This is a genomic window from Arthrobacter sp. FW305-BF8 (assembly GCF_021789315.1).
Taxonomy (GTDB): Bacteria; Actinomycetota; Actinomycetes; order Actinomycetales; family Micrococcaceae; genus Arthrobacter.
The window spans coordinates 4473877-4494084 of record NZ_CP084561.1 but is presented as its reverse complement, the minus strand read 5'-3'; the positions used below and the strand labels follow the sequence as shown (position 1 = coordinate 4494084).

14 protein-coding genes are annotated in these 20208 nt (G+C 66.1%); 7 read left to right on the top strand and 7 right to left on the bottom strand.

Annotation, left to right across the window (positions count from 1 at the left end; translation table 11 throughout):
* Positions 1-9 precede the first annotated feature (9 nt).
* From LFT45_RS20415 to LFT45_RS20395, 5 genes are all read left to right on the top strand, one after another.
* A complete protein-coding gene (locus LFT45_RS20415) occupies positions 10-1563 on the top strand; it encodes an aldehyde dehydrogenase family protein (protein WP_442863579.1) in 1554 nt (517 codons plus the stop codon).
* Positions 1564-1725: 162 nt separating this feature from the next.
* Positions 1726-3381 carry an APC family permease gene (locus LFT45_RS20410; RefSeq protein WP_236805387.1) on the top strand — a complete coding sequence of 552 codons (1656 nt, stop codon included), beginning with the start codon at positions 1726-1728 and terminating at the stop codon, positions 3379-3381.
* Between the two features lie 59 nt (positions 3382-3440).
* Positions 3441-4541 carry an S-(hydroxymethyl)mycothiol dehydrogenase gene (locus LFT45_RS20405; RefSeq protein WP_236805386.1) on the top strand — a complete coding sequence of 367 codons (1101 nt, stop codon included), beginning with the start codon at positions 3441-3443 and terminating at the stop codon, positions 4539-4541.
* Positions 4538-5158, top strand: a complete 621-nt coding sequence (locus LFT45_RS20400; protein WP_236805385.1) for an MBL fold metallo-hydrolase — start codon at positions 4538-4540, stop codon at positions 5156-5158. Before LFT45_RS20405 ends, LFT45_RS20400 begins: the two co-directional genes overlap by 4 nt.
* A gap of 133 nt (positions 5159-5291) precedes the next feature.
* Positions 5292-7640, top strand: coding sequence for an FdhF/YdeP family oxidoreductase (locus LFT45_RS20395; RefSeq protein ID WP_236805384.1), 2349 nt, complete (start codon positions 5292-5294; stop codon positions 7638-7640).
* A gap of 143 nt (positions 7641-7783) precedes the next feature.
* Here LFT45_RS20395 and LFT45_RS20390 read toward each other — a convergent pair whose 3' ends face one another.
* Genes LFT45_RS20390 through LFT45_RS20380 form a run of 3 tightly spaced genes read right to left on the bottom strand, consistent with a single transcriptional unit; the run spans position 7784 to position 11685 of the window.
* Entirely contained in the window at positions 7784-10291 is a 2508-nt protein-coding gene (locus tag LFT45_RS20390; protein ID WP_236805383.1) for a GcvT family protein, read from the bottom strand.
* A 35-nt stretch (positions 10292-10326) separates the two neighbouring features.
* Positions 10327-11298: a formyltetrahydrofolate deformylase gene (gene purU / locus LFT45_RS20385; RefSeq protein WP_236805382.1), complete on the bottom strand. Its 972-nt coding sequence runs from the start codon at positions 11296-11298 to the stop codon at positions 10327-10329.
* A gap of 36 nt (positions 11299-11334) precedes the next feature.
* Positions 11335-11685, bottom strand: coding sequence for a bifunctional 3-phenylpropionate/cinnamic acid dioxygenase ferredoxin subunit (locus LFT45_RS20380; protein WP_111904427.1), 351 nt, complete (start codon positions 11683-11685; stop codon positions 11335-11337).
* Between the two features lie 248 nt (positions 11686-11933).
* Between LFT45_RS20380 and LFT45_RS20375 the strand changes: the two genes are divergently transcribed.
* Both LFT45_RS20375 and LFT45_RS20370 read left to right on the top strand, forming a co-directional pair.
* Positions 11934-13175, top strand: a complete 1242-nt coding sequence (locus LFT45_RS20375; RefSeq protein ID WP_236805381.1) for an NAD(P)/FAD-dependent oxidoreductase — start codon at positions 11934-11936, stop codon at positions 13173-13175.
* 53 nt (positions 13176-13228) lie between these two features.
* Positions 13229-14455, top strand: coding sequence for an aromatic ring-hydroxylating oxygenase subunit alpha (locus tag LFT45_RS20370; protein ID WP_236805380.1), 1227 nt, complete (start codon positions 13229-13231; stop codon positions 14453-14455).
* 36 nt (positions 14456-14491) lie between these two features.
* Here LFT45_RS20370 and LFT45_RS20365 read toward each other — a convergent pair whose 3' ends face one another.
* The 4 genes from LFT45_RS20365 to LFT45_RS20350 form a co-directional block, all read right to left on the bottom strand.
* Positions 14492-15301 (bottom strand): IclR family transcriptional regulator, encoded by an 810-nt coding sequence (locus LFT45_RS20365; RefSeq protein WP_236805379.1) that lies wholly within the window; start codon positions 15299-15301, stop codon positions 14492-14494.
* 118 nt (positions 15302-15419) lie between these two features.
* Positions 15420-16286, bottom strand: coding sequence for a formate dehydrogenase accessory sulfurtransferase FdhD (gene fdhD / locus LFT45_RS20360; protein WP_236805378.1), 867 nt, complete (start codon positions 16284-16286; stop codon positions 15420-15422).
* Between the two features lie 3 nt (positions 16287-16289).
* Positions 16290-17582, bottom strand: a complete 1293-nt coding sequence (locus tag LFT45_RS20355) for a molybdopterin molybdotransferase MoeA (protein ID WP_236805377.1) — start codon at positions 17580-17582, stop codon at positions 16290-16292.
* Positions 17583-17829: 247 nt separating this feature from the next.
* Positions 17830-20196 carry an FdhF/YdeP family oxidoreductase gene (locus LFT45_RS20350; protein ID WP_236805376.1) on the bottom strand — a complete coding sequence of 789 codons (2367 nt, stop codon included), beginning with the start codon at positions 20194-20196 and terminating at the stop codon, positions 17830-17832.
* Positions 20197-20208: the final 12 nt, after the last annotated feature.

The following is a 20208-nucleotide window of genomic DNA, read 5'->3' as shown; positions in this document are numbered from 1 at the left end:
GGGATCAGCGTGACGATCGATACTGAAGTGAAGCTCGCCCGGGGCCTGTACGTCGACGGCGCCTGGCAGCAGGCGTCCGACGGCGGGACCACCACCGTGCGCTGTCCGGCGGACGGGCGCGAGGTGGCGGTCGTCGCCTCGTCGACGGTGGAGGACGCGGAGCGGGCGATCGCCAGTGCACGGGCCGCGTTCGACGCCGGCCCGTGGCGCCGGCTCACGGACATCGAGCGCGGCGCGGTCATGCTCCGCGTCGCGGACCTCCTTGAGCGGGACAAGGCCGCCTATGCGCTGGCCGAGGCGCTCGATACCGGCAAGCGGCTCGTGGAAGCCGAGTACGACATGGACGACATCGCCGCCTGCTTCCGGTACTACGGCAAGGTCGCCGGGCTCGACGCCGGCCGGGTCATCGACACCGGCCGGGCGGATGCCATCAGCCGTGTGGTGTACGAGCCGCTCGGGGTCTGCGCGCTCATTGCGCCGTGGAACTACCCGCTCCTCCAGGCGGCGTGGAAGGTCGCGCCGGCACTCGTCGCGGGGAACTCGTTCGTGCTCAAGCCCAGCGAGCTCACGCCGTCCACTTCGATCCTGCTCATGGAAACCCTCGCCGAGGCTGGCGTCCCGGCCGGCGTCGCGAACCTGGTGACGGGCACCGGGTCTAAGGTGGGCGGCCCGCTCACCTCCGATCCGCGCGTCGACCTCGTCTCCCTTACCGGCGGCCTGTCCACCGGGCAGACCATCATGGCCGCCGCCGCGGAGACCGTGAAGCGCGTGGCCTTCGAGCTCGGCGGGAAGAACCCCAACGTCGTCTTCGCGGACGCGGACTGGGACGCCGCCGTCGACAACGCCCTGACGGCGGTGTTCCTGCACTCCGGCCAGGTCTGCTCGGCGGGGGCGCGGCTGGTCGTCGAGGAGACGATCGCCGAGCGTTTTGTGGCCGAGGTGGTCCAGCGGGCGAAGAAGATCCGGATGGGCGGACCGTTCGACCCCGACGCCGAGACCGGCCCGCTCATCTCTGCCAAGCACCGGGAGCAGGTCCACGCCTACGTCCAATCCGGGATCGCGGAGGGGGCTGAGCTCCTGTGCGGCGGCTACATTCCCGACGACGGGCCGCTCGCGGACGGCTTCTTCTACCCGCCCACAGTGCTCGGCAACTGCCGCTCCGGCATGAGCGTGCTGCGGGAGGAATCGTTCGGCCCGGTACTGACCGTGGAGACGTTCCGGACCGAAGCCGAGGCGATTGCGATCGCCAACGACACCGAGTACGGCTTGGCCGGCGCGGTGTGGACGTCAGACGCGTCCAAGGCACAGCGCGTCGCCGGCGCCCTCCGGCACGGAACGGTGTGGATCAACGACTACCACCCGTACGTCCCGCAGGCGGAGTGGGGCGGTTTCGGGAAGTCCGGGATCGGCCGTGAGCTCGGCCAGGCAGGCCTGGCCGAATACCGCGAAGCCAAGCACATCTGGCAGAACATCGCCCCCGCCCCGAGCGGATGGTTCGGCTCAGCTGCCGGGGTAGCTCCCGCGGAAACTTCGCTGGAGACGGGGGCGGCCGCAGCCGGCTAGGCATCAGCTTGGGGGAGACGGCCGGGCGCTGCAGCCCGCGCCCGGCCGTCGATACACCTGCGTGATTTCAGCTGCGTGCGATTTCACGTGCGTGTAGTGTTACCCGCGTCCAAAGGAGGGCGCGGGTCATCACCATCGTGCTTTTCTTACTTAGGAGTTCAGATGTTGGAACCCAGCAAGAGTACTGATTCAAGCGGCATGGACGAGTTCGGCTATGCCCAGACCCTGGACCGGAGCATCGGCAAGTTCGCCAGCTTCGCCGCAGGCGTCAGCTACATCTCCATCCTCACGGGTGTTTTTCAACTGTTCTACTTTGGTTTCTCCATGGCCGGCCCGGCGTATGCGTGGTCCTGGCCCATCGTTTTCGTCGGCCAGCTGATGGTGGCGCTGTGCTTTGCCGAACTGGCAGGCCGCTACCCTGTGGCCGGCTCCGTCTACAACTGGGCCAAGCGACTCGCCTCGGGGACCTCGGCCTGGCTCGCCGGCTGGCTGCTGCTGCTGTCCTCCATCATGGCGCTGGGATCCGTGGCGCTGGCCCTGCAGATCACGCTGCCCCAGCTGTGGTCAGGATTCCAGATCGTCGGCGACGGCACCGGCCCCTTTGATTTCGCGATGAACGGCGTCGTGCTGGCCACCATCATGATCACCATTTCCACCCTCATCAACGCCTTCGGCGTGAAGCTCATGACCATGATCAACAGCATCGGCGTGTTCGTGGAGCTCGTCGCAGCGGTGCTGCTGATCCTCGCCCTGGGCTGGCACGTGGTGCGCGGTCCCGAGGTTTTCTTCGACACCGCCGGGTTCGGCGAAGGCCACGACCTCGGCTTCTTCGGAGTGTTCCTCATCGGCGCGATGGCCTCCGGCTACGTCATGTACGGCTTCGACACCGCCAGCTCCCTCGGTGAGGAAACGAAGGACCCGAAGCGTACGGCACCCAAAGCCATCCTGCGCGCCGTCACCGCCTCCTTCCTGCTGGGCGGGCTGATCCTGCTCTTCGGCATCCTTGCCGCGCCGGACCTCACCGATCCGAAGATCGGCGCGGCCGACGGCGGCCTGCAGCACATCGTCCTCTCCGTCCTCGGCGGACCCTTCGGCAAGGCCTTCCTGGTGTGCATCGTGGTGGCCGTGGTGGTCTGCACGCTGGCGGTCCACGCCGCTGCCATCCGCATGATGTTCGCCATGGCCCGGGACAACAACCTGCCGTTCAGCCGGCAACTGAGCAAGGTGGACCCGGTCCGCAAGACCCCGACGGTTGCGGCCATCGTGATCGGCGTCCTGGCCGTCATCCCGCTGCTGGTCAATGTCATGCAGCCCGCGATTTTCACGATTCTGTCCAGCATCAGCATCGTCCTGATTTACCTGTCCTACCTGCTGGTCACGGTTCCCATGCTGCGCAGGCGGTTCCTGAAGAAGTGGCCCCTGCGCGATGAAGGACACGGCGAAGTGGGCTTCAGCATGGGCAAATGGGGACTCCCGGTGAACATCCTTGCCGTGCTCTGGGGCGGGGCGATGACGCTCAACCTGATCTGGCCGCGGCCGGAGATCTACAACTCGGTGCCGCCGTTTGAGTGGTACTTCCAGTGGGGCGGCGTCCTCTTCGTCGCCGCCGTCACCATCGGGGGCACCCTGCTCTACCGCCTGAAGATCAGGCACCAGACCGGTGTCCTGGCCGAGCATGCGGCAGCAGTGGCGGCCCACCCGTCGTCGGGTCCGGTTACGCCGCCGCAGCCGGAGCCGCAACCGGTCCGGGCAGGCGGAGGCGTGGAGGATGGCTTCGATCCGGTGGACGATGATCTTGAACCGCAACGAGTCAGCTAGATTGGCAACGGGTGCCGTTGCCAACGAGTCCCCAGGACTCAGGAAAGGAACACTTACTCATGGTTCATAAAGTCAAGGCTGTTGTTGTCAGGGCGAAGGACGCTCCGGTGTCGGTGGAGACGATCCTGGTGCCGGATCCGGGCCCGGGCGAGGCCCTGGTGGACATCCTGACCTGCGGGGTGTGTCATACGGACCTGCATTACAAGCTGGGCGGGATCGGTGATGAGTTCCCGTATCTGTTGGGCCATGAGGCCACCGGTGTGGTTTCGGCGGTGGGTGAGGGTGTGACCGAGGTTGTCCCGGGTGACCGGGTGATCCTGAACTGGCGTGCGGTGTGCGGGCAGTGCCGGGCGTGTGCGAAGGGCCAGCCGCAGTACTGTTTCAACACGGCCAACGCCACGCAGAAGATGACTTTGGAGGACGGCACGGAGCTGTCCCCGGCGTTGGGGATCGGGGCGTTCGCGGAGAAGACCCTCGTCGCCGCCGGGCAGTGCACCAAGGTTGATGAGGACGCGGACCCGGCCGCCGTGGGCCTGCTGGGCTGTGGTGTGATGGCCGGTATCGGCGCGGCGATCAACACCGGTGAGGTCAAGCGCGGGGAGTCGGTGGCCGTGATCGGTTGCGGCGGGGTGGGGATCGCCGCGATCGCCGGGGCGAAGCTCGCCGGGGCGACGACGATCATCGCCGTGGACATTGACGAGAACAAGATCGCGATGGCCAAGTCCCTGGGCGCGACGCACGGGGTGAACTCCCGCACGTCCGACCCGGTCGAGGCGATCCGGGCACTGACGAACGGGAACGGCGCGGACGTGGTGATCGAGGCCGTCGGCCGGCCCGAGACGTACAAGCAGGCGTTCTACGCCCGCGACCTGGCCGGCCGGGTGGTCCTGGTCGGCGTCCCGACCCCGGAAATGCAGCTGGAACTGCCGCTGCTGGATGTGTTCGGGCGGGGCGGGTCGCTGAAGTCCTCCTGGTACGGGGACTGCCTGCCCTCCCGGGACTTCCCGATGCTCGTGGCCCACTACAAGGCCGGCAACCTGGACCTGGACGCGTTCGTCTCCGAACGGATCACCATCGACCAGGTCGAGGAAGCCTTCGACAAAATGCACGAAGGCAAAGTCCTCCGCTCAGTTGTTGAAATCCAGGGAGTACCGGCATGAGCGTCACGATCGAAAACCTCGTCACCTCCGGCACGTTCTCGCTCGACGGCGGGACCTGGGATGTGGACAACAACGTCTGGATCGTGGGCAACGAGACCGAGTGCGTGATCATTGATTCCCCGCACGACGCCGCCGCGATCATCAACGGCGTCCGCGGCCGGAAGGTCCTGGCGATCCTGCTGACCCACGCGCACAACGACCACATCGGCGCCGCCCGCGACGTCGCCGACGCCGTCGGGGCGCCTGTCTACCTGAACCCGGAGGACCAGGTCCTCTGGGAACAGGTCTACCCCGGCACCACCCCCGACCGGCAGATTACCGACGGGGACGAGTTCCAGGTCGGCGGGGCTACCCTGAAGGCGATCCACACCCCCGGCCACTCACCCGGGTCCACCTGCTTCCACCTCGCAGCAGAGAACACCGTGTTCACCGGGGACACCCTGTTCAACGGCGGACCCGGCGCCACCGGCCGCTCCTACAGCGACTACCCCACCATCCTGACCTCCATCCGCGAACGGCTCCTGACCCTCCCGCCGGAAACAACCGTCAGGACCGGACACGGCGAGAACACCACCATCGCCGCCGAACGCGAAACCCTCGCCAACGTGGCCCAGTAACAGGCGGCCAGTAACAGGTGAAAGAGTAAGAAGAAAGACAAGATCGCCACACGTAAGGCGCGCCAGGAATGCCTGGCGCGCCTTCGTAGCGATCAAGACAGGGACGAAAGCAGCCGGTTAGGAAGTTGGAACAATGAAGTTCGGGAAGCAGCCCGCCCCCGTCGCGGACATTAACGAAGACAAGCTCGAGGTCCACAAGCCGAAGACCGAAGCCGCCGGCGTCAAGGCCGTGATGGTGGCGCTGGAACGCGCCGTGGCGCAGGCCGGCGTGACCCGCACGGCGCAGTCGCTGCTGCGGCTCAACCAGCGCGGCGGCTTTGACTGCCCGGGCTGCGCCTGGCCGGAGTCGGACAAGAAGCGCAAGGCGGCCGAGTTCTGCGAGAACGGCGCCAAGGCCGTGGCCGAGGAGAACACCCTGCGGACCGTGGGGGCGGAGTTCTGGGCGAAGCATTCCATCGCCGAGCTGTCCGAGAAGACGGAGTACTGGCTGGGCAACCAGGGCCGGCTGAGCGAGCCGATGGTCATCCGGGAGGGGGAGACGCACTACTCGCCGATCTCCTGGGCGGATGCCTTCGAGCTGGTCGGCGAGCACATCCGGGCCAGCACGCCGGACCGCTGCGTGTTCTACACCTCGGGCCGTACGGCCAACGAGACCGCGTTCATGTACCAGCTGTTCGCCCGGGCCTTGGGCACCAACAACCTGCCGGACTGCTCCAACATGTGCCACGAGTCCTCGGGGTCCGCGCTGAACCCGACCATCGGCATCGGCAAGGGCACGGTGTCCCTGGAGGACATCCATGATTCTGAGCTGATCTTCGTCGTGGGGCAGAACCCCGGCACCAACCACCCGCGCATGCTGTCCGCGCTGAAGGAATGCAAGGACAAGGGCGGCAAGGTGGTGGCGGTGAACCCGCTGCCCGAGGCCGGCCTGTTCAACTTCAAGGATCCCCAGACCATCTCCGGCGTGGTGGGCGGCGGCACGCCGCTGGCCGACGAATACCTGCAGATCAAGGTCGGCGGGGACCTGGCACTGTTCCAGGCACTTGGCCACCTGCTGCTGCAGGCCGAGGAAGAAAACCCGGGCACCGTCGTCGACCGTTCCTTCATCGAGGCGCAGACCGACGGCTTTGACGCGTACCGCGAGGCCCGCCAGGACCTGGACTGGGAAGAGACGGAGCGGGCCACGGGCCTGTCCCGGAAGCAGGTCGAGGACGTGGCCGCGATGCTGGTGGCGTCCAAGGCCAGCATCTTCTGCTGGGCGCTGGGCGTGACGCAGCAGCCGCACTCGGTGGATACCATCAAGGAAATGGTCAACGTCCTGCTGCTGCAGGGCAACTTCGGCAAGCCCGGTGCCGGTGCGTGCCCGGTGCGCGGCCACTCCAACGTGCAGGGCGACCGGACCATGGGCATCTGGGAAAAGCCCAAGGAATGGCTGTTGGAGGCCCTCGACAAGGAGTTCGGCATCGAGTCCCCACGGCACCACGGCCACGACGCCGTGGAGTCCATGGAGGCCTTCGAGCGCGACGAGGTGGACGTGTTCGTGTCCATGGGCGGCAACTTCTCCCTCGCCTGCTCGGACACCGAGACCCTCGAAGCCGGGATGCAGCGGATCGGCCTGACCGTGCACATCTCCACCAAGCCGAACCGCTCACACGTGGTGCACGGCCGCACCTCGCTCATCCTTCCCACGCTGGGCCGGACGGACAAGGATGACAAGCACCCCAAGGGCGCCCAGTTCCTGTCCGTGGAGGACTCCATGTCCGTGGTGCACTCCACCCAGGGCAGGCTGCAGCCGGTGTCCGAGCACCTGCTCGCCGAGCCGGTGATCGTGGCACGGATGGCCGAGGCAACGTTCGGCCCCGGCCACGCGGTGGACTGGAAGGCCATGGCCGAGGACTACGACGTGGTCCGCGACCACATCTCCCGGGTCCTGCCGGGGTTCGAGGACTTCAACGCCAGGGTCCGGACGAAGAACGGCTTCGTGCTGCCCAACCCGCCGCGCGACACCCGCTCCTTCAAGACGGACATCGGCCGGGGCAGGTTCACGGTCAGCCCGCTGGAGTACCTCACGCCGCCGGCCGGCCACCTGGTGCTGCAGACCATCCGCAGCCACGACCAGTACAACACCACGTTCTACGGCCTGGACGACCGCTACCGCGGAATCTCCGACGGCCGCCGCGTGATCCTGGTGCACCCGGAGGACCTCGCCGAGCAGGGTTTCAAGGACCGCGACCTCGTGGACGTGGTGAGCACCTTCCAGGGCAATGACCGGCGCGCGGAGAAGTTCCGGCTGGTGGCCTACCCGACGGCCAAGGGCTGCGCGGCGGCGTACTTCCCTGAAGCCAATGCCCTGGTCCACAAGGAAAACGTGGCCCGGGTGTCCAACACCCCCGGCTTCAAGGCCATGTTCGTCCGCTTCGAGCCGCACGCCGGCGTCGAAGCGGCCGCCGAGGCGGGCGCGCTCGAGGCGGCCACAGTCTAGGGTCGCGCTCCTCCGTCCTGACCTTTTCTTAACCAAGAACGACGGCGACACACCGGAAATCCGGGGTGTCGCCGTCGTTCTTTCTTCAATTAGGGTCAGGACGGGGTTTCGCCAAGCTCAACCACCGGGTGGAAGGGCCAGCGTCAGCCGCGGAGGCGCTCCATGCCGGGGTCGAACAGCGGCTCGGCGCTGACCGTGGCGGCGACGCGGCGGCCGAAGTACTCGATCTCCACGGCGTCGCCCTCGGAGACAGTGGACGGCAGCCAGGCGTAGGCGATCGGCTTGCGGATCGAGTAGCCGTACGCCGCGCTGGTGACGTAACCGGACGCAGCGCCGTTCACGTACACGGGTTCCTTGCCGATCACAATGGAGGTGCCGTCGTCGACCGTCAGGCAGCGCAGCACCTTCTCCGCGGGCTGCTCCTTGAGGGCCGCCAGGGCTTCGGCGCCCACGTAGCCTTCCTTGTCCTTCGCCACAGAGAAGCCGAGGCCGGACTGGTAGGGGTGGTGCTCGGTGGTCACGTCCGTGCCCCAGAGGCGGTAACCCTTCTCCAGGCGCATGCTGTTGAAGGCTCCGCGGCCGGCGGCGATGATGCCGTGTTCCTGTCCGGCTTCGAACAGCAGGTCCCAGAGCTTGAGGCCGTATTCGGCGGTGGTGTACAGCTCCCAGCCGAGTTCGCCCACATAGGACAGGCGCATGGCCGTGACGGGGATACCGCCGATGTTGATTTCTTTGGTGCGGAAGTACTTCAGGCCGTCGTTGGTGAGGTCGTCGGTGCTGACCTTGCCGATGACTTCGCGGGCCAGCGGGCCCCACAGGCCGATGCAGCAGGTGCTGCCGGTGATGTCGGTGACGTGCACCCACTTGGCCGGATCGGCGGCGGACTGCTTGCGGGCCTCGACGCGCAGGTAGTCGAAGTCCACGTTGCTGTTCACTCCGAGCTGGAAGTCTTCTTCCCCGAGCCGGGCGACGGTCACGTCACTGCGGATGCCGCCGTCGTGCTCCAGCAGGAGGCAGTAGGTGACAGCCCCGGGCTTCTTGGCGATGTTTCCGGTGCTCAGCCGGTTCAGCAGCGCCTGGGCGCCCGGGCCGTTGACGGCCAGCCGCTTCAGCGGCGTCATGTCGTAAAGCGCGACGGCGGTACGCGTCTTCCACGCTTCGGCAGCGGAGATGGGGGAGGAGAACATGGCCGCCCACGGCTCGCGTTCCGGCGCTTGCCACTCGGCCGGCAGTTCGTCCAGCAGGGGACGGTTGGCCTCGAACCAGTGCGGGCGTTCCCACGCGGCCGACTCGAGGAAGAACGCGCCGAGCTCCTTCTGCCGGACGTTGAACGGGCTGACGCGCAGGTCCCGCGGCGATTCCTTGGGCTGCAGCGGGTGCATGACATCGTAGATCTCCACGAAGTTCTGCTGTGAGGTCTCGCTGACGTACTCGTCGCTGGTCTGCACCTTCTCGAAGCGGGAGAGCTCGGTGCCGTGCAGGTCAGTGCGGGAGCGGCCCTCGGTGAGCAGCTCGGCCACGGCCTTGGCGACGCCTGCGGAGTGCGTCACCCACACGGCCTCGGCGACGAAGAAGCCGGAGAGTTCCGGGGCTTCACCGATCAGCGGGCCGCCGTCGGGCGTGAAGGAGAAGATACCGTTGAAGCCGTCCTCGATTGCGGCGCTGCGCAGAGCCGGCAGCAGGTCCTGGCTGTCTTCCCACGCGGGCACGAAGTCTTCCAGGGTGAAGTCGAGGCGGGAAGGCATGCGGTGGTCGGACATTTCCTCGGCCGACACCTTGGGCAGGGCGGACATGTCCACGGGCATCGGGCGGTGCGCGTAGCTGCCGATGCCGATGCGGTTGCCCCATTCGCGGTAGTACAGGTCCTTGTCCTGATAGCGGAGGATGGGCTTGCTGGCGCCCTTGGGAAGCTCGTTGACGCCCTCGAGTTCGGCAAGGGGGGTGCTGACGACGTACTGGTGGGCCAGAGGCAGCAGCGGCACCTCCAGGCCCACCATCTTGCCGAGCTCACGGCCCCAGAAACCTGCGCAGGACACCACGATGTCGGCAGGAATCACGCCGGAGGAGGTCTCCACGCCGGTGACCTTGCCGCCCCACTGGGAGATGCCGGTGACGCTGGTGGAGCCGAGGTAGGTCACGCCGCGCTCGCGCGAACGCTCGATCAGCAGCTGAACGGCGCGGGCGGCCAGGGCCAGGCCGTCGGTGGGGATGAGCAGGCCGCCCAGCACCTCGCGGCCGCCGGTGAGCTTGCCGGTGTTGAGCAGCGGGTAGATCTTTTCGCATTCATCGGCGTCGATGATCCGGCTTTCGACGCCCCAGGAGGTCATCACACCCATCTTGCGCTTGAGGTCAGCCAGGCGCTCGGGAGTGGTTGCCAGTTCCAGGCCGCCCACCTGGTTGAAGCAGGACTCGCCGTCCTTGCTCAGCGCGAGCAATTTGTTGACGGTGTAGGTGGCGAATTCCGTCATGGTCTTGGACGAGTTGTTCTGGAACACCAGGCCGGGGGCGTGCGACGTGGAGCCCCCGGCCAGTTCCAGCGGGCCCTGCTCGACGACGGTGATGTTGTTCCAGCCGCGGCTGGACAACTCGTCCGCGAGGTTGGTGCCGACGATGCCGGCACCGATGATGACGACGCGTGGTGATGCGCTCATGGTGTGTGGTTCTCCTGGTTCGCGTTAGCGGAAAATTAGCGGAAGACGACGGTGCGGGTCTTGTTAAGCAGGACGCGGTGCTGGCAGTGCCACTTCACCGCGCGGGAGAGCGCCTGGGTCTCCGCATCCCGGCCCACCGTCACCAGCGCGTCCGGGTCAAGGGCGTGGTCCACCCGGAGGACTTCCTGCTCGATGATGGGACCTTCATCGAGGTCCGCAGTGACGTAATGGGCCGTCGCGCCGACCATTTTCACCCCGCGGTCGTAGGCCTGGTGGTACGGCTTCGCACCCTTGAATCCGGGGAGGAACGAGTGGTGGATGTTGATGGCCCGTCCGCGGAGCTTGCCGCACAGGTCATTGGACAGCACCTGCATATAGCGGGCCAGCACCACGAGGTCGGCGTCATATTCGGCCACCAGCTCCAGCAGGCGTGCTTCCGCCTCGGGCTTGGTGCCGGCCGTCACCGGCACGTGGATGAAGGGCAGCCCGGCCGCCTCGGCCATGGGCCGCAGGTCCTCATGGTTGGAAACCACGACGGCGATCTCCGCACCCAGGCTTCCCGCCCGCCATCGGAAGATGAGGTCGTTCAGGCAGTGGCCGAACTTCGAGACCATGACCAGCAACCGCTGCGGGCGGCCGTCGTGGATGCTGAACTCCATGCCGAACTCGCCGGCGATGGCCGCGAACTCGGAGCTGAGGCCTTCCGCCGTCTGCTGGCCCTGCTGGTCGAGCTTGTCGAGACCGTCACGCTGGTTGAGCCGGCCAAAGGGACCCTGATCGGCGTCGTCGCCGCTCTGGGTGAACGCGGTCCGCAGGTAGAGCTTGCCGCTGACGTGGTCGTCAAACTGCTGGTGCTCCACGATGTCGAAGACGCGGTCGGCCAGGAACGTCGTGATGGCCCGGACGATGCCCGGCCGTTCGGGGCAGGCCAGGGTGAGGACAAACTCGGCGTTACGGGCTTTGGCGCTGGCACCGGCCGCGGGCGCGCCTTCAAGAACTGTGGACAAGATTTTCTCCGAAATGTAGTGGCAGAGCGGGGCGGCTTAGATGTGGCCGTTAACTGTCAGCCCGGGGGGAAGGTTGGGCGCTTCCTCGGACTCGATGACCATGATGTCGCCGTCCACGACGGTGACTTCGTGCGTGCGGACGGGAAGTTTGGCCGGCGGTGCATCAACCTGCCCGGTCCGGAGATTGAACTTTGAGGCGTGCAGGGGGCACTCGACCTCGCAGCCTTCCACCCAGCCGTCGGTCAGCGAGGCGTCCTGGTGGGTGCATGTGTCATCGATGGCGAAGAGCTCGCCTTCCTCGGTGTGGAAGACAGCGATGGGCGGCGCGGTGTTCAGGCGAAGGGCTTCCCCTGGTGCCAGTTCGCTGAGCGGGCATGCCTTGTGCATGGTGGCCTCTTTCTCGTTGTGGGGAGGTATATGGGAGTTGCTGGCGCCTTGTTCCGAATGGATCAACCGCAGTCGTAATATGCAACAGCGTGCTTTCGCTCACACTGTTTTGTCAAGGGTTGGCGGCCCGATTACGCGTGCCCGTATTAATGAGTCAACGAACCCTTGACAGTCGCCGTGGCATGGATCACGCTGTTGCATATAGCGATTGTTGTTGCGCTAATAGCAATAGAAGGAGGGGTGTAAATATGCAGACGCTTGCGATCGTGGGAGCCTCGCTGGCCGGTCTTTCCGCCGCGCGGGCAGCCCGCGCCCAAGGCTTCACCGGACGTCTCGTCATCATCGGCGATGAAGAGCATCGTCCGTATGACAGGCCGCCGCTCTCCAAGGACTTCCTGCTGGGATCCATCACAGCCGAGGACCTGTATCTGGAGACCGAAACTGACGGCCTCGACGCTGAATGGCTGCTGGGTGCACGTGCAGTCTCCCTGGACGCGTCAACGAAAACCATCGGCTTGGCTGACGGCCGCGTTGTCCAGGCCGATGGCATCGTCATCGCCACCGGCGCACGGGCCCGCCAGCTGCCGGCCCTGGCCGGCCTGAGCAACGTCTTCTCCCTGCGCACCCTCGCCGACGCTCAAAGCCTGGCACCGGAACTGGTACCGGGAAGCAAGATGGCCGTCATCGGAGCGGGCTTCGTGGGTGCCGAGGTGGCCTCTTCCGCCGCCTCGCGCGGCATGGACGTCACCCTCGTCGACACCAAGCCGGTACCGTTTGCAGCCCAGCTGGGAACGGAGATGGGCTCGGTGGTTGCCGGCCTGCACACCGGGAAAGGTGTCCGGCTCATCTCGTCGGCCGTTATTGAGGACTTTTACGCAGGCGAAGGAAACGTGACCGGTCTTCGGCTGGGCGACGGGTCTTTCGTGGCTGCGGATGTTGTGGTGGTAGGGATCGGCGCGGAGCCGAATGTTGAATGGCTCGCCGGTTCCGGGGTGGAGGTCGACGGCGGTGTGCTGTGTGATGCAATGGGGCGCACCAGTGTTCCGGGCATTGTGGCCGTGGGGGACTGTGCCGCGTGGTTCGATGCTGCGGTGGACAGGCACCGCCGCGTGGAGCACTGGACGGGTGCCCTGGAACGGGCAGCGCTGGCGGTGCAGGGGCTGCTCGATGACGAAGCCCCGGCGCAGCCGCTGAAGCCGCCGTACTTCTGGTCGGACCAGCACGGCGTGAAAATCCAGTTCGCCGGCCACTCAGCCGGCTACGACCGCCTTGAGGTCGAAGCGGGCGATGCTGCCGAGCACAGCCTGCTGGCCGTGTATTACCGGGAAGACGTTCCCGTCGCGGTTTTGGGCATGAACCAGCCGCGGCTGTTCACCAAGTGGCGCAGGAGCCTCGCGGCGTCTGCACCCAAGCCGGCGGCAGCCGTCGTGCCTACAGTTTTGGCGCCGGTGGGCGAACCCGCCCTTGCCGGTGCCGCCATGGGGCTTTAGCCCAACTCTTCTTGTAAGTCGTGTTGTTCGTGTTGTTTTGTTAGGAGAACAAATTGTCTGTTGAGGTATCCACCCCGAGCCTGATCCCGACGCTGGGCGGTCACCTGTACACGGATCCGGCTATCTTCCGGGCCGAGCAGGAGCGTATTTTCGAGCAGATGTGGTTCTGCGCGATCCGGTCCGCGGACCTGGACAAGCCCGGGGCGTGGCAGACGGTGCAGATTGGCCGGGAAAGCGTGCTGATCTCGCGCACCCGCAAGGGCGAGATCCGGGCCTTCTACAATGTCTGCCGGCACCGCGGCGTGAAGCTGTGCATGGAGGAAAAGGGCGAAGCTGCCCGCAACTTCCAGTGCCCGTACCACGCCTGGACCTACGACTTCGAGGGCAAGCTGATCGCGGCCCCGAACCTGACCAAGATGCCGGACATCGACCGTGACGAGTACGGCCTGTCCAAGGTCCACATCCGTGAATACCTGGGCTACGTGTGGGTTTGCCTGGCTGAGGAGCCGCCGTCCTTCGAAGAAGAAGTGATGGGCGCGATCGAGGAGCGCCTGGGCAACGTGCACGCTATCGACGGGTACGACGTCGCAAACCTGTCTGTGGGGCGCCGCATCCGCTATGACGTGAAGGCGAACTGGAAGCTCATCATTGAGAACTTCATGGAGTGCTACCACTGCGCCACCATCCACCCGGAGCTGACCGAGGTCCTGCCCGAGTTCGCCGACGGTTTGGCCGCGCAGTACTTCGTGGGCCACGGTGCGGAGTTCGGTGAGGACATCAAGGGCTTCACGGTCGACGGTTCCGAGGGCCTGGACCTGATCCCCGGCGTGGCCGAGGACCAGGACCGCCGCTACTACGCGATCACGATCAAGCCGACCGTGTTCGTGAACCTGGTCCCGGACCACGTGATCATCCACCGCATGTTCCCGATGTCCGCAGACCACACGATCGTCGAATGCGACTGGCTGTACCTGCCCTCAGTGGTGGAGTCCGGCAAGGACGTCACCGCCTCCGTTGAGCTGTTCCACCGCGTGAACATGCAGGACTTCGACGCCTGCGAGCGGTGCCAGCCGGGCATGGCCTCCAAGTCCTACGCAAAGGGCGGCGTGCTCGTTCCCAGCGAACACCACATTGGTGCTTTCCACGACTGGGTCCAGGAAAAGGTTGGCGACGTGGTGCTGTCCGGCGAGGCACTGCTGGGCCTCACCGCGGACACCCCGCCGCTGGAGGAACGTGCCGAAACCCTGCAGCGCAAAGAGACCGCTACCCCGGCCACCTGAGCAATCATTTCGATGACCCCGGACCCCCGTCCGGGGTCATCGGTGCGTGTAGCCCATCTTTCCGCTGATGCTCAGGCCCGCCTCCTGGAGCCCCTGGATCAGGCCGGGGGTATTTTCCGGGTCGAAGCGGAAGGCGGGCCCGGAGATGCTGACGGCCCCGATGACCGTCCCGAAGTGGTTGTAAACGGGCACGGCAACAGCGTTCAGGCCGATTTCGAATTCCTCATGAACAACGGCGTAGCCGTCGCGGGCAACGTCCAGGAGCTCGTTCTCCAAGGTATCCCGGTCCGTGATGGTCCGCGGGGTGCGGGCCGGAAGGCCCGCCTCCTGAAGGAGCCGGGACCGTTCTTCAACCGGCAGGGCCGCCAGCAGTACTTTGCCGCTGGACGTGGCATGGAGGGGCGTGAGGCTGCCCACCCAGTCGGACGTTGCCAGCGTTGACGGGCCCATGGCCTGGTCGACGTTCACCGCATAGCTGGAACGCAGGACGGCGAGGTTGACGGTTTCCTTGTACTGGTCTGCGAGGCTCTCCAGGGTGGGACGCGCCTCGTGGACCAGGCTCAGCCGGCCGGGAATGGAGCTGGCCAGGCGAAGGATGCCGAATCCCAGCTGGTACTTGCCGCGGTCATGGTTCTGCCGCACGATCTCCCTGGACACCAGTGACCCGAGCAGCCGCGAAACGGTGGACTTGTGGACCCCCATTTCGTCGGCGATCTCACTGACGCCCGCGTGCCCGTCCCTGGCGATGATTTCCAGGATCTGGAGGGCGCGGTCAACGGACTGGACGCCGCCTCCGCCTGCGGCGTCCGGGTCCCTGTCGTTCGCTGGTTCGTCTCTTGCAGCCATCAGAGGTGCTCCCATGTCGTCGCCGTGACCAGCGGTTAGCTCTGCGCTATTCCGCCTGCTTCACAACTCTGATCCTAGACTGCGACGAACTCCGACCGTCATTTCCTGAACACAACGCCTACGTTCCGGAGGCAAGCACCAGCCGTTCCTGGCCCACATACGCGTTGAGGCTCTTGCCCCGGCTGAAGCCCACAAGGGTTACACCGGTGTCGGCGGCGAGGTCCGCTGCCAGGCTCGAGGGTGCGCTGACGGCAGCCAGAACCGGAATGCCGGCGAGGGCAGCCTTCTGAACGAGCTCGAATGATGCCCTGCCCGAGACCTGCAGGACGGTTCCGCGCAACGGCAGCAGCCCGTCGCGCAGAGCCCACCCGATCACCTTGTCTACGGCATTGTGCCGGCCCACGTCCTCGCGGAGGCAAAGCAGTTCCGCTTCGCCCCCGTCACCGATCTTGAACAGTCCTGCTGCGTGGACGCCGCCGGTCTTGTCGAACAGCGCCTGGGCTTCGCGCAGCTGTTCGGGCAGACGCGCTATGACCTCGACCGGCACGCGCAGCTGGTCCCCGTGAACGTCATACGTGAGGGTCTTGCGGACGGCCTCGATGGAAGTGCTGCCGCAGATGCCGCAGGAGCTTGACGTAAAAACGTGCCTCCCGGCGTCCGGCAGTGCCAGGCCCGGACGGAACTGCGCTTCGACCACATTGAACGTCTGCTTGCCGGTTTCGTCCTCGCCGGCGCAGAAGCGCAGCGAAACCAGATCCGCCTGACTGGCGATGATGCCCTCCGAGACGAGAAAACCCGCAACGAGGTCGAAGTCATCGCCGGGGGTCCGCATCGTCACGGCAAAGGACAGGTTACTGAAGCGGATTTCCAGCGGCTCCTCCGCCGCCAGCACGTCTTCGCGCAACCGCACAGGGTATTCCCTGGCGGCCTCGGAGCCGTCCAGCAGGTAGCGGTGGACCTTCCGTCGCTGGGTCATGCGTGCCATTGCCTAGTTCTCCCAGATCAACTTGCCGGTAAGTGGAGGCCGCAGCTCCGGACGCCACGGGAGCGCAAATGCCGGAACCGGCTCACCCAGCTGAACGCCGCCGGACGGAACCACCATGACGCCGTCGGCGGTGGCCAGTCCGCGCATCATTCCGGGGCCGGTGTAGTGGGCGGGGGTAGCAAGGTCCTTGACCCAGTGGAACGGCATGAGCCGTGTGGACGCACGGTGGGCGTCGATGGCGGTGCCGCACGGCACCCGGCTGGTGCCCGGCAGCGGCTGGTGGCCGAGGGCGGCCAACAGCGGACCGCCGACGGTGAAGAGCGCCATGAGGGCGGCGAGCGGGTTGCCGGGAAGCCCGACGACGAACCGTCCGTTGGGCAGTTTGCCCAGGGCAGCAGGGTGGCCGGGCCGCATGGCGATGCCGTCGATGAGGAGTCGCCCGCCGAGCGCTGCCACGGCATTCCGGAAGTGGTCAGCGCCCGAGCGCCCTGTCCCCCCGGTGGTCACCACGACGTCGGGCCACTGCCCCATCGGCGCTTCGGCTGCCCCCAGTGCCGTGAGCCATTCCTCGTAGGAGTCCCCGATCCGGACCAGCGGGCCCGGGACACCCCCAAGCATCTGGATGACTGCGCTGAGCTGTGGCCCGAAGGCGTCCCTGACCTGTCCCGGGGCCGGGATGCTGGCCGTGACCACCTCTGAGCCGGTGACCAGCATCTTGACCAGTGGCTTGCCGCGCACTGTCAGCTGGTCGAAGCCGGCGACGGCGGCCAGGGCGATATGCGCAGGGTTCAAAGGCGTCCCGGCGGGGATCAGCACCTCGCCCGCTGCCGCTTCCTCGCCCGACCTGCGGATGTGCTGGCCCGGGCGGGGTTCGCCCGGGGAGGCCCCGTTTCCAAGCAGCAATGTAGCCCGGCCGCCGGCGTCAGTTGCAAGCCGTCCGCTCTCCACGCGGAGCACCGCCTGCGTGCCCGGGGGGATTACGCCACCGGTGACCACCGGGCTGGCCTCTCCGTTGCGGAGGGCCTTTCCCGGTTCCGTCAGTGTCCAAGGGCCGTCACCGCTAACCGTCCAGCCGTCCATGGCGGACGAGGCGTAGTGGGGCATCTCCTGCAGCGCGACGACGTCGGCGGCCAAGGCTCTGCCGTTCGCCTCCGCAAGCGGGATGCGCTCCGGTCCGAGGGGGCTGGCGCAGTCGAAAGCCAGACGGCGGGCTTCAGCCCACGAGTGCTCCCCGTGAGTGACAGGCCCGCCACTTTCGCCGGGCCTGTCGACGGCTTGAAGGGCTAGAGCTACCACTGGTCGTTCCCTCGTTGGTGAAATCGCTTGATAGACGGGAGGCGCCGCCACATTCGTGGCGGCGCCTTGCAGGGATTCCTGCCGCTCCTGGTCGTTTCCCGAAAGCGGTGCTCCGGCGCTTACCTCCCCAGGTATTTCAGGCCTCCGAAACACCGTTTACGGGAAACGAAACTAGGGTGTTCTCCCGGCGGCGCGGGCCTGAGCCGGGCGCCGCGAACTGATATTACAAATATATCGTAAAGATATATCAGTGGGGAAGGGCTGCAGACATCTGATTTTCCTTCGCCTTCACCGCCGCCGGTTCCAGCCGCACAACCACGGACTTGGACGTGGGAGTTCCGCTGGTGTCAGCCACCGAGTCCAGCGGGACCAGCACGTTGGTTTCCGGGTAGTAGGCGGCCGCGCAGCCCTTCGGCGTCGAGTAGCCGACGATGCGGAAGTTCTCCGCCCTGCGTTCTGTTCCGCGGAACTCTGAAACCAGGTCCACCATGTCCCCGTCGGCGTAGCCCAGCTCGGCGATGTCCGCCTCGTTGACCAGCACCACGCGCCGGCCGCCGTGGATTCCGCGGTAGCGGTCATCCTTGCCGTAGATCGTGGTGTTGTACTGGTCGTGTGAACGCAGGGTCTGCAGGATCAGCCTGCCGGCCGGCACACGGAGGTACTCCAGGGCATTGGACGTGAAGTGGGCCTTGCCCGACAGGGTCTTGAATTCCCTGTTGTCCCGTGGCGGGTGGGGTAGAACGAAGCCGCCGGGGTGCTGGATCCTCTCTTCGAAGTTCTCGAAGCCATCGATGACAGCCTCGATGTGCTTCCTGACCAGCGCGTAGTCGTCCCGGAGCGAGAGCCAGTCGGCCGCCGGCGCGTTGGGAAGGGGCGCGCCGTTGGCGTCCGTGAACACCTTGTGCGCGATATTGCAGACGATGGCCACCTCGGACATCAGGTGCTCGCTGGCGGGCTTGAGCCGGCCGCGCGAGGCATGGACAGCACTCATTGAATCCTCCACAGTGACCCTCTGGTCGCCGGAGCGCTGGCTATCCCGCTCCGTGCGGCCCAGCGTTGGGAGGATCAGGGCGCGCTTTCCCGTCGACAGGTGCGAATGGTTCAGTTTCGTCGAGATCTGCACGGTCAGCCGGGTGTTGGCCAGGGCCTTCTCGGTGGCATCAGAGTCCGGAGCCGCCCGGACGAAATTACCGCCCATGCCCACGAACAGCCTGACCTTGCCGTCACGCATCGCCCGGATTGCGGCGACGGTGTCATAGCCGTGCGCCCGGGGTGACTGGAACTGGAACTCCTGGTCGAGCCGGTCGTGGAAGCTATCGGGCATCCGTTCGAAGATGCCCATGGTCCGGTCGCCCTGGACATTGGAGTGGCCGCGAACGGGGCACACTCCGGCTCCGGGCTTGCCGATGTTGCCCTGCAGCAGCAGGACGTTGACGACGTCGCGGAGGGTGGGGACAGAGTGCTTGTGCTGTGTCAGGCCCATCGCCCAGCAGACGATGGTGGAGCCTGACGCCAGGAGCCGTTCACCGGTGGCGTTGATCTGCTCCATGGTCAGGCCGGTTGCCTCGACGATGTCGTCCCACTGCACCTGTTCCAGCTGTGAAAGGTAGGACTCGAGGCCCACCGTATGGTTCCTGATGAAGTCGTGGTCAAAAACGGTGGACAGGCCGGGGGTGTTCCTGCCAGCGCGTTCCGCGTCCAGCAGGTACTTCCCGAGGCCCTGGAACAGTGCCTGGTCGCCGCCGGCCCTGATCTGCAGGAAGTCATCAGTCAGCTCCGTGCCTACCAGCGTTCCCGAGATGGTCTGCGGGTTCTCGAAGTGCAGGAGGCCGGCTTCGGGGAGCGGATTGACCGAGACGATGGCTGCGCCGTTTTTCTTGGCCTTCTCCAGGGCACTGAGCATGCGCGGATGGTTTGTTCCCGGGTTCTGGCCCGCCACGAAGATGAGGGACGCCGTTTCCAGGTCCTTCAGGCTGACCGAACCCTTGCCGATGCCGATGGTCTCCACCAGCGCCGACCCGGAGGACTCGTGGCACATGTTCGAACAGTCCGGAAGGTTGTTCGTGCCCACGCCGCGGACCAGCAGCTGGTACACAAACGCCGCCTCGTTGGACGTCCTTCCGGACGTGTAGAAGACGCTCTGGTCGGGGTGGTCCATGTCCCTGAGTTCCTGGGCGATCAGCTCCAGGGCGGCGTCCCAGTCAATGGGCCGGTAGTGTGTTGCGCCCTCATCCAGGACCATCGGGTGGGTCAGCCTGCCCTGCTGCCCCAGCCAGTAGTCATCGCGGGTCTTGAGGTCCGCAATGGAGTGCCTGGCGAAGAACTCCGGGCTGACCCGCCGCCGGGTAGCCTCCTCCGCCACCGCCTTTGCGCCGTTCTCGCAGAATTCCGCTGCATTGCGCTTCTCATGTTCCGGCCAGGCGCAGCCCATGCAGTCGAAGCCGTCGATCTGGTTGACGGCCATGAGCGTCTGGACGCTGCGCAGCGGCCCCATCTGCTCCAACGAGATTTTCAGGGCGTTGGCCACCGCGGGGATGCCCACGGCCTTGGTTTTGGGTTTGCTGACGGTCAGCTTGGACTCGTCGATGTTTTCGCGGGGGGCTTTAGAGGCCATTGGCTTTCCTTA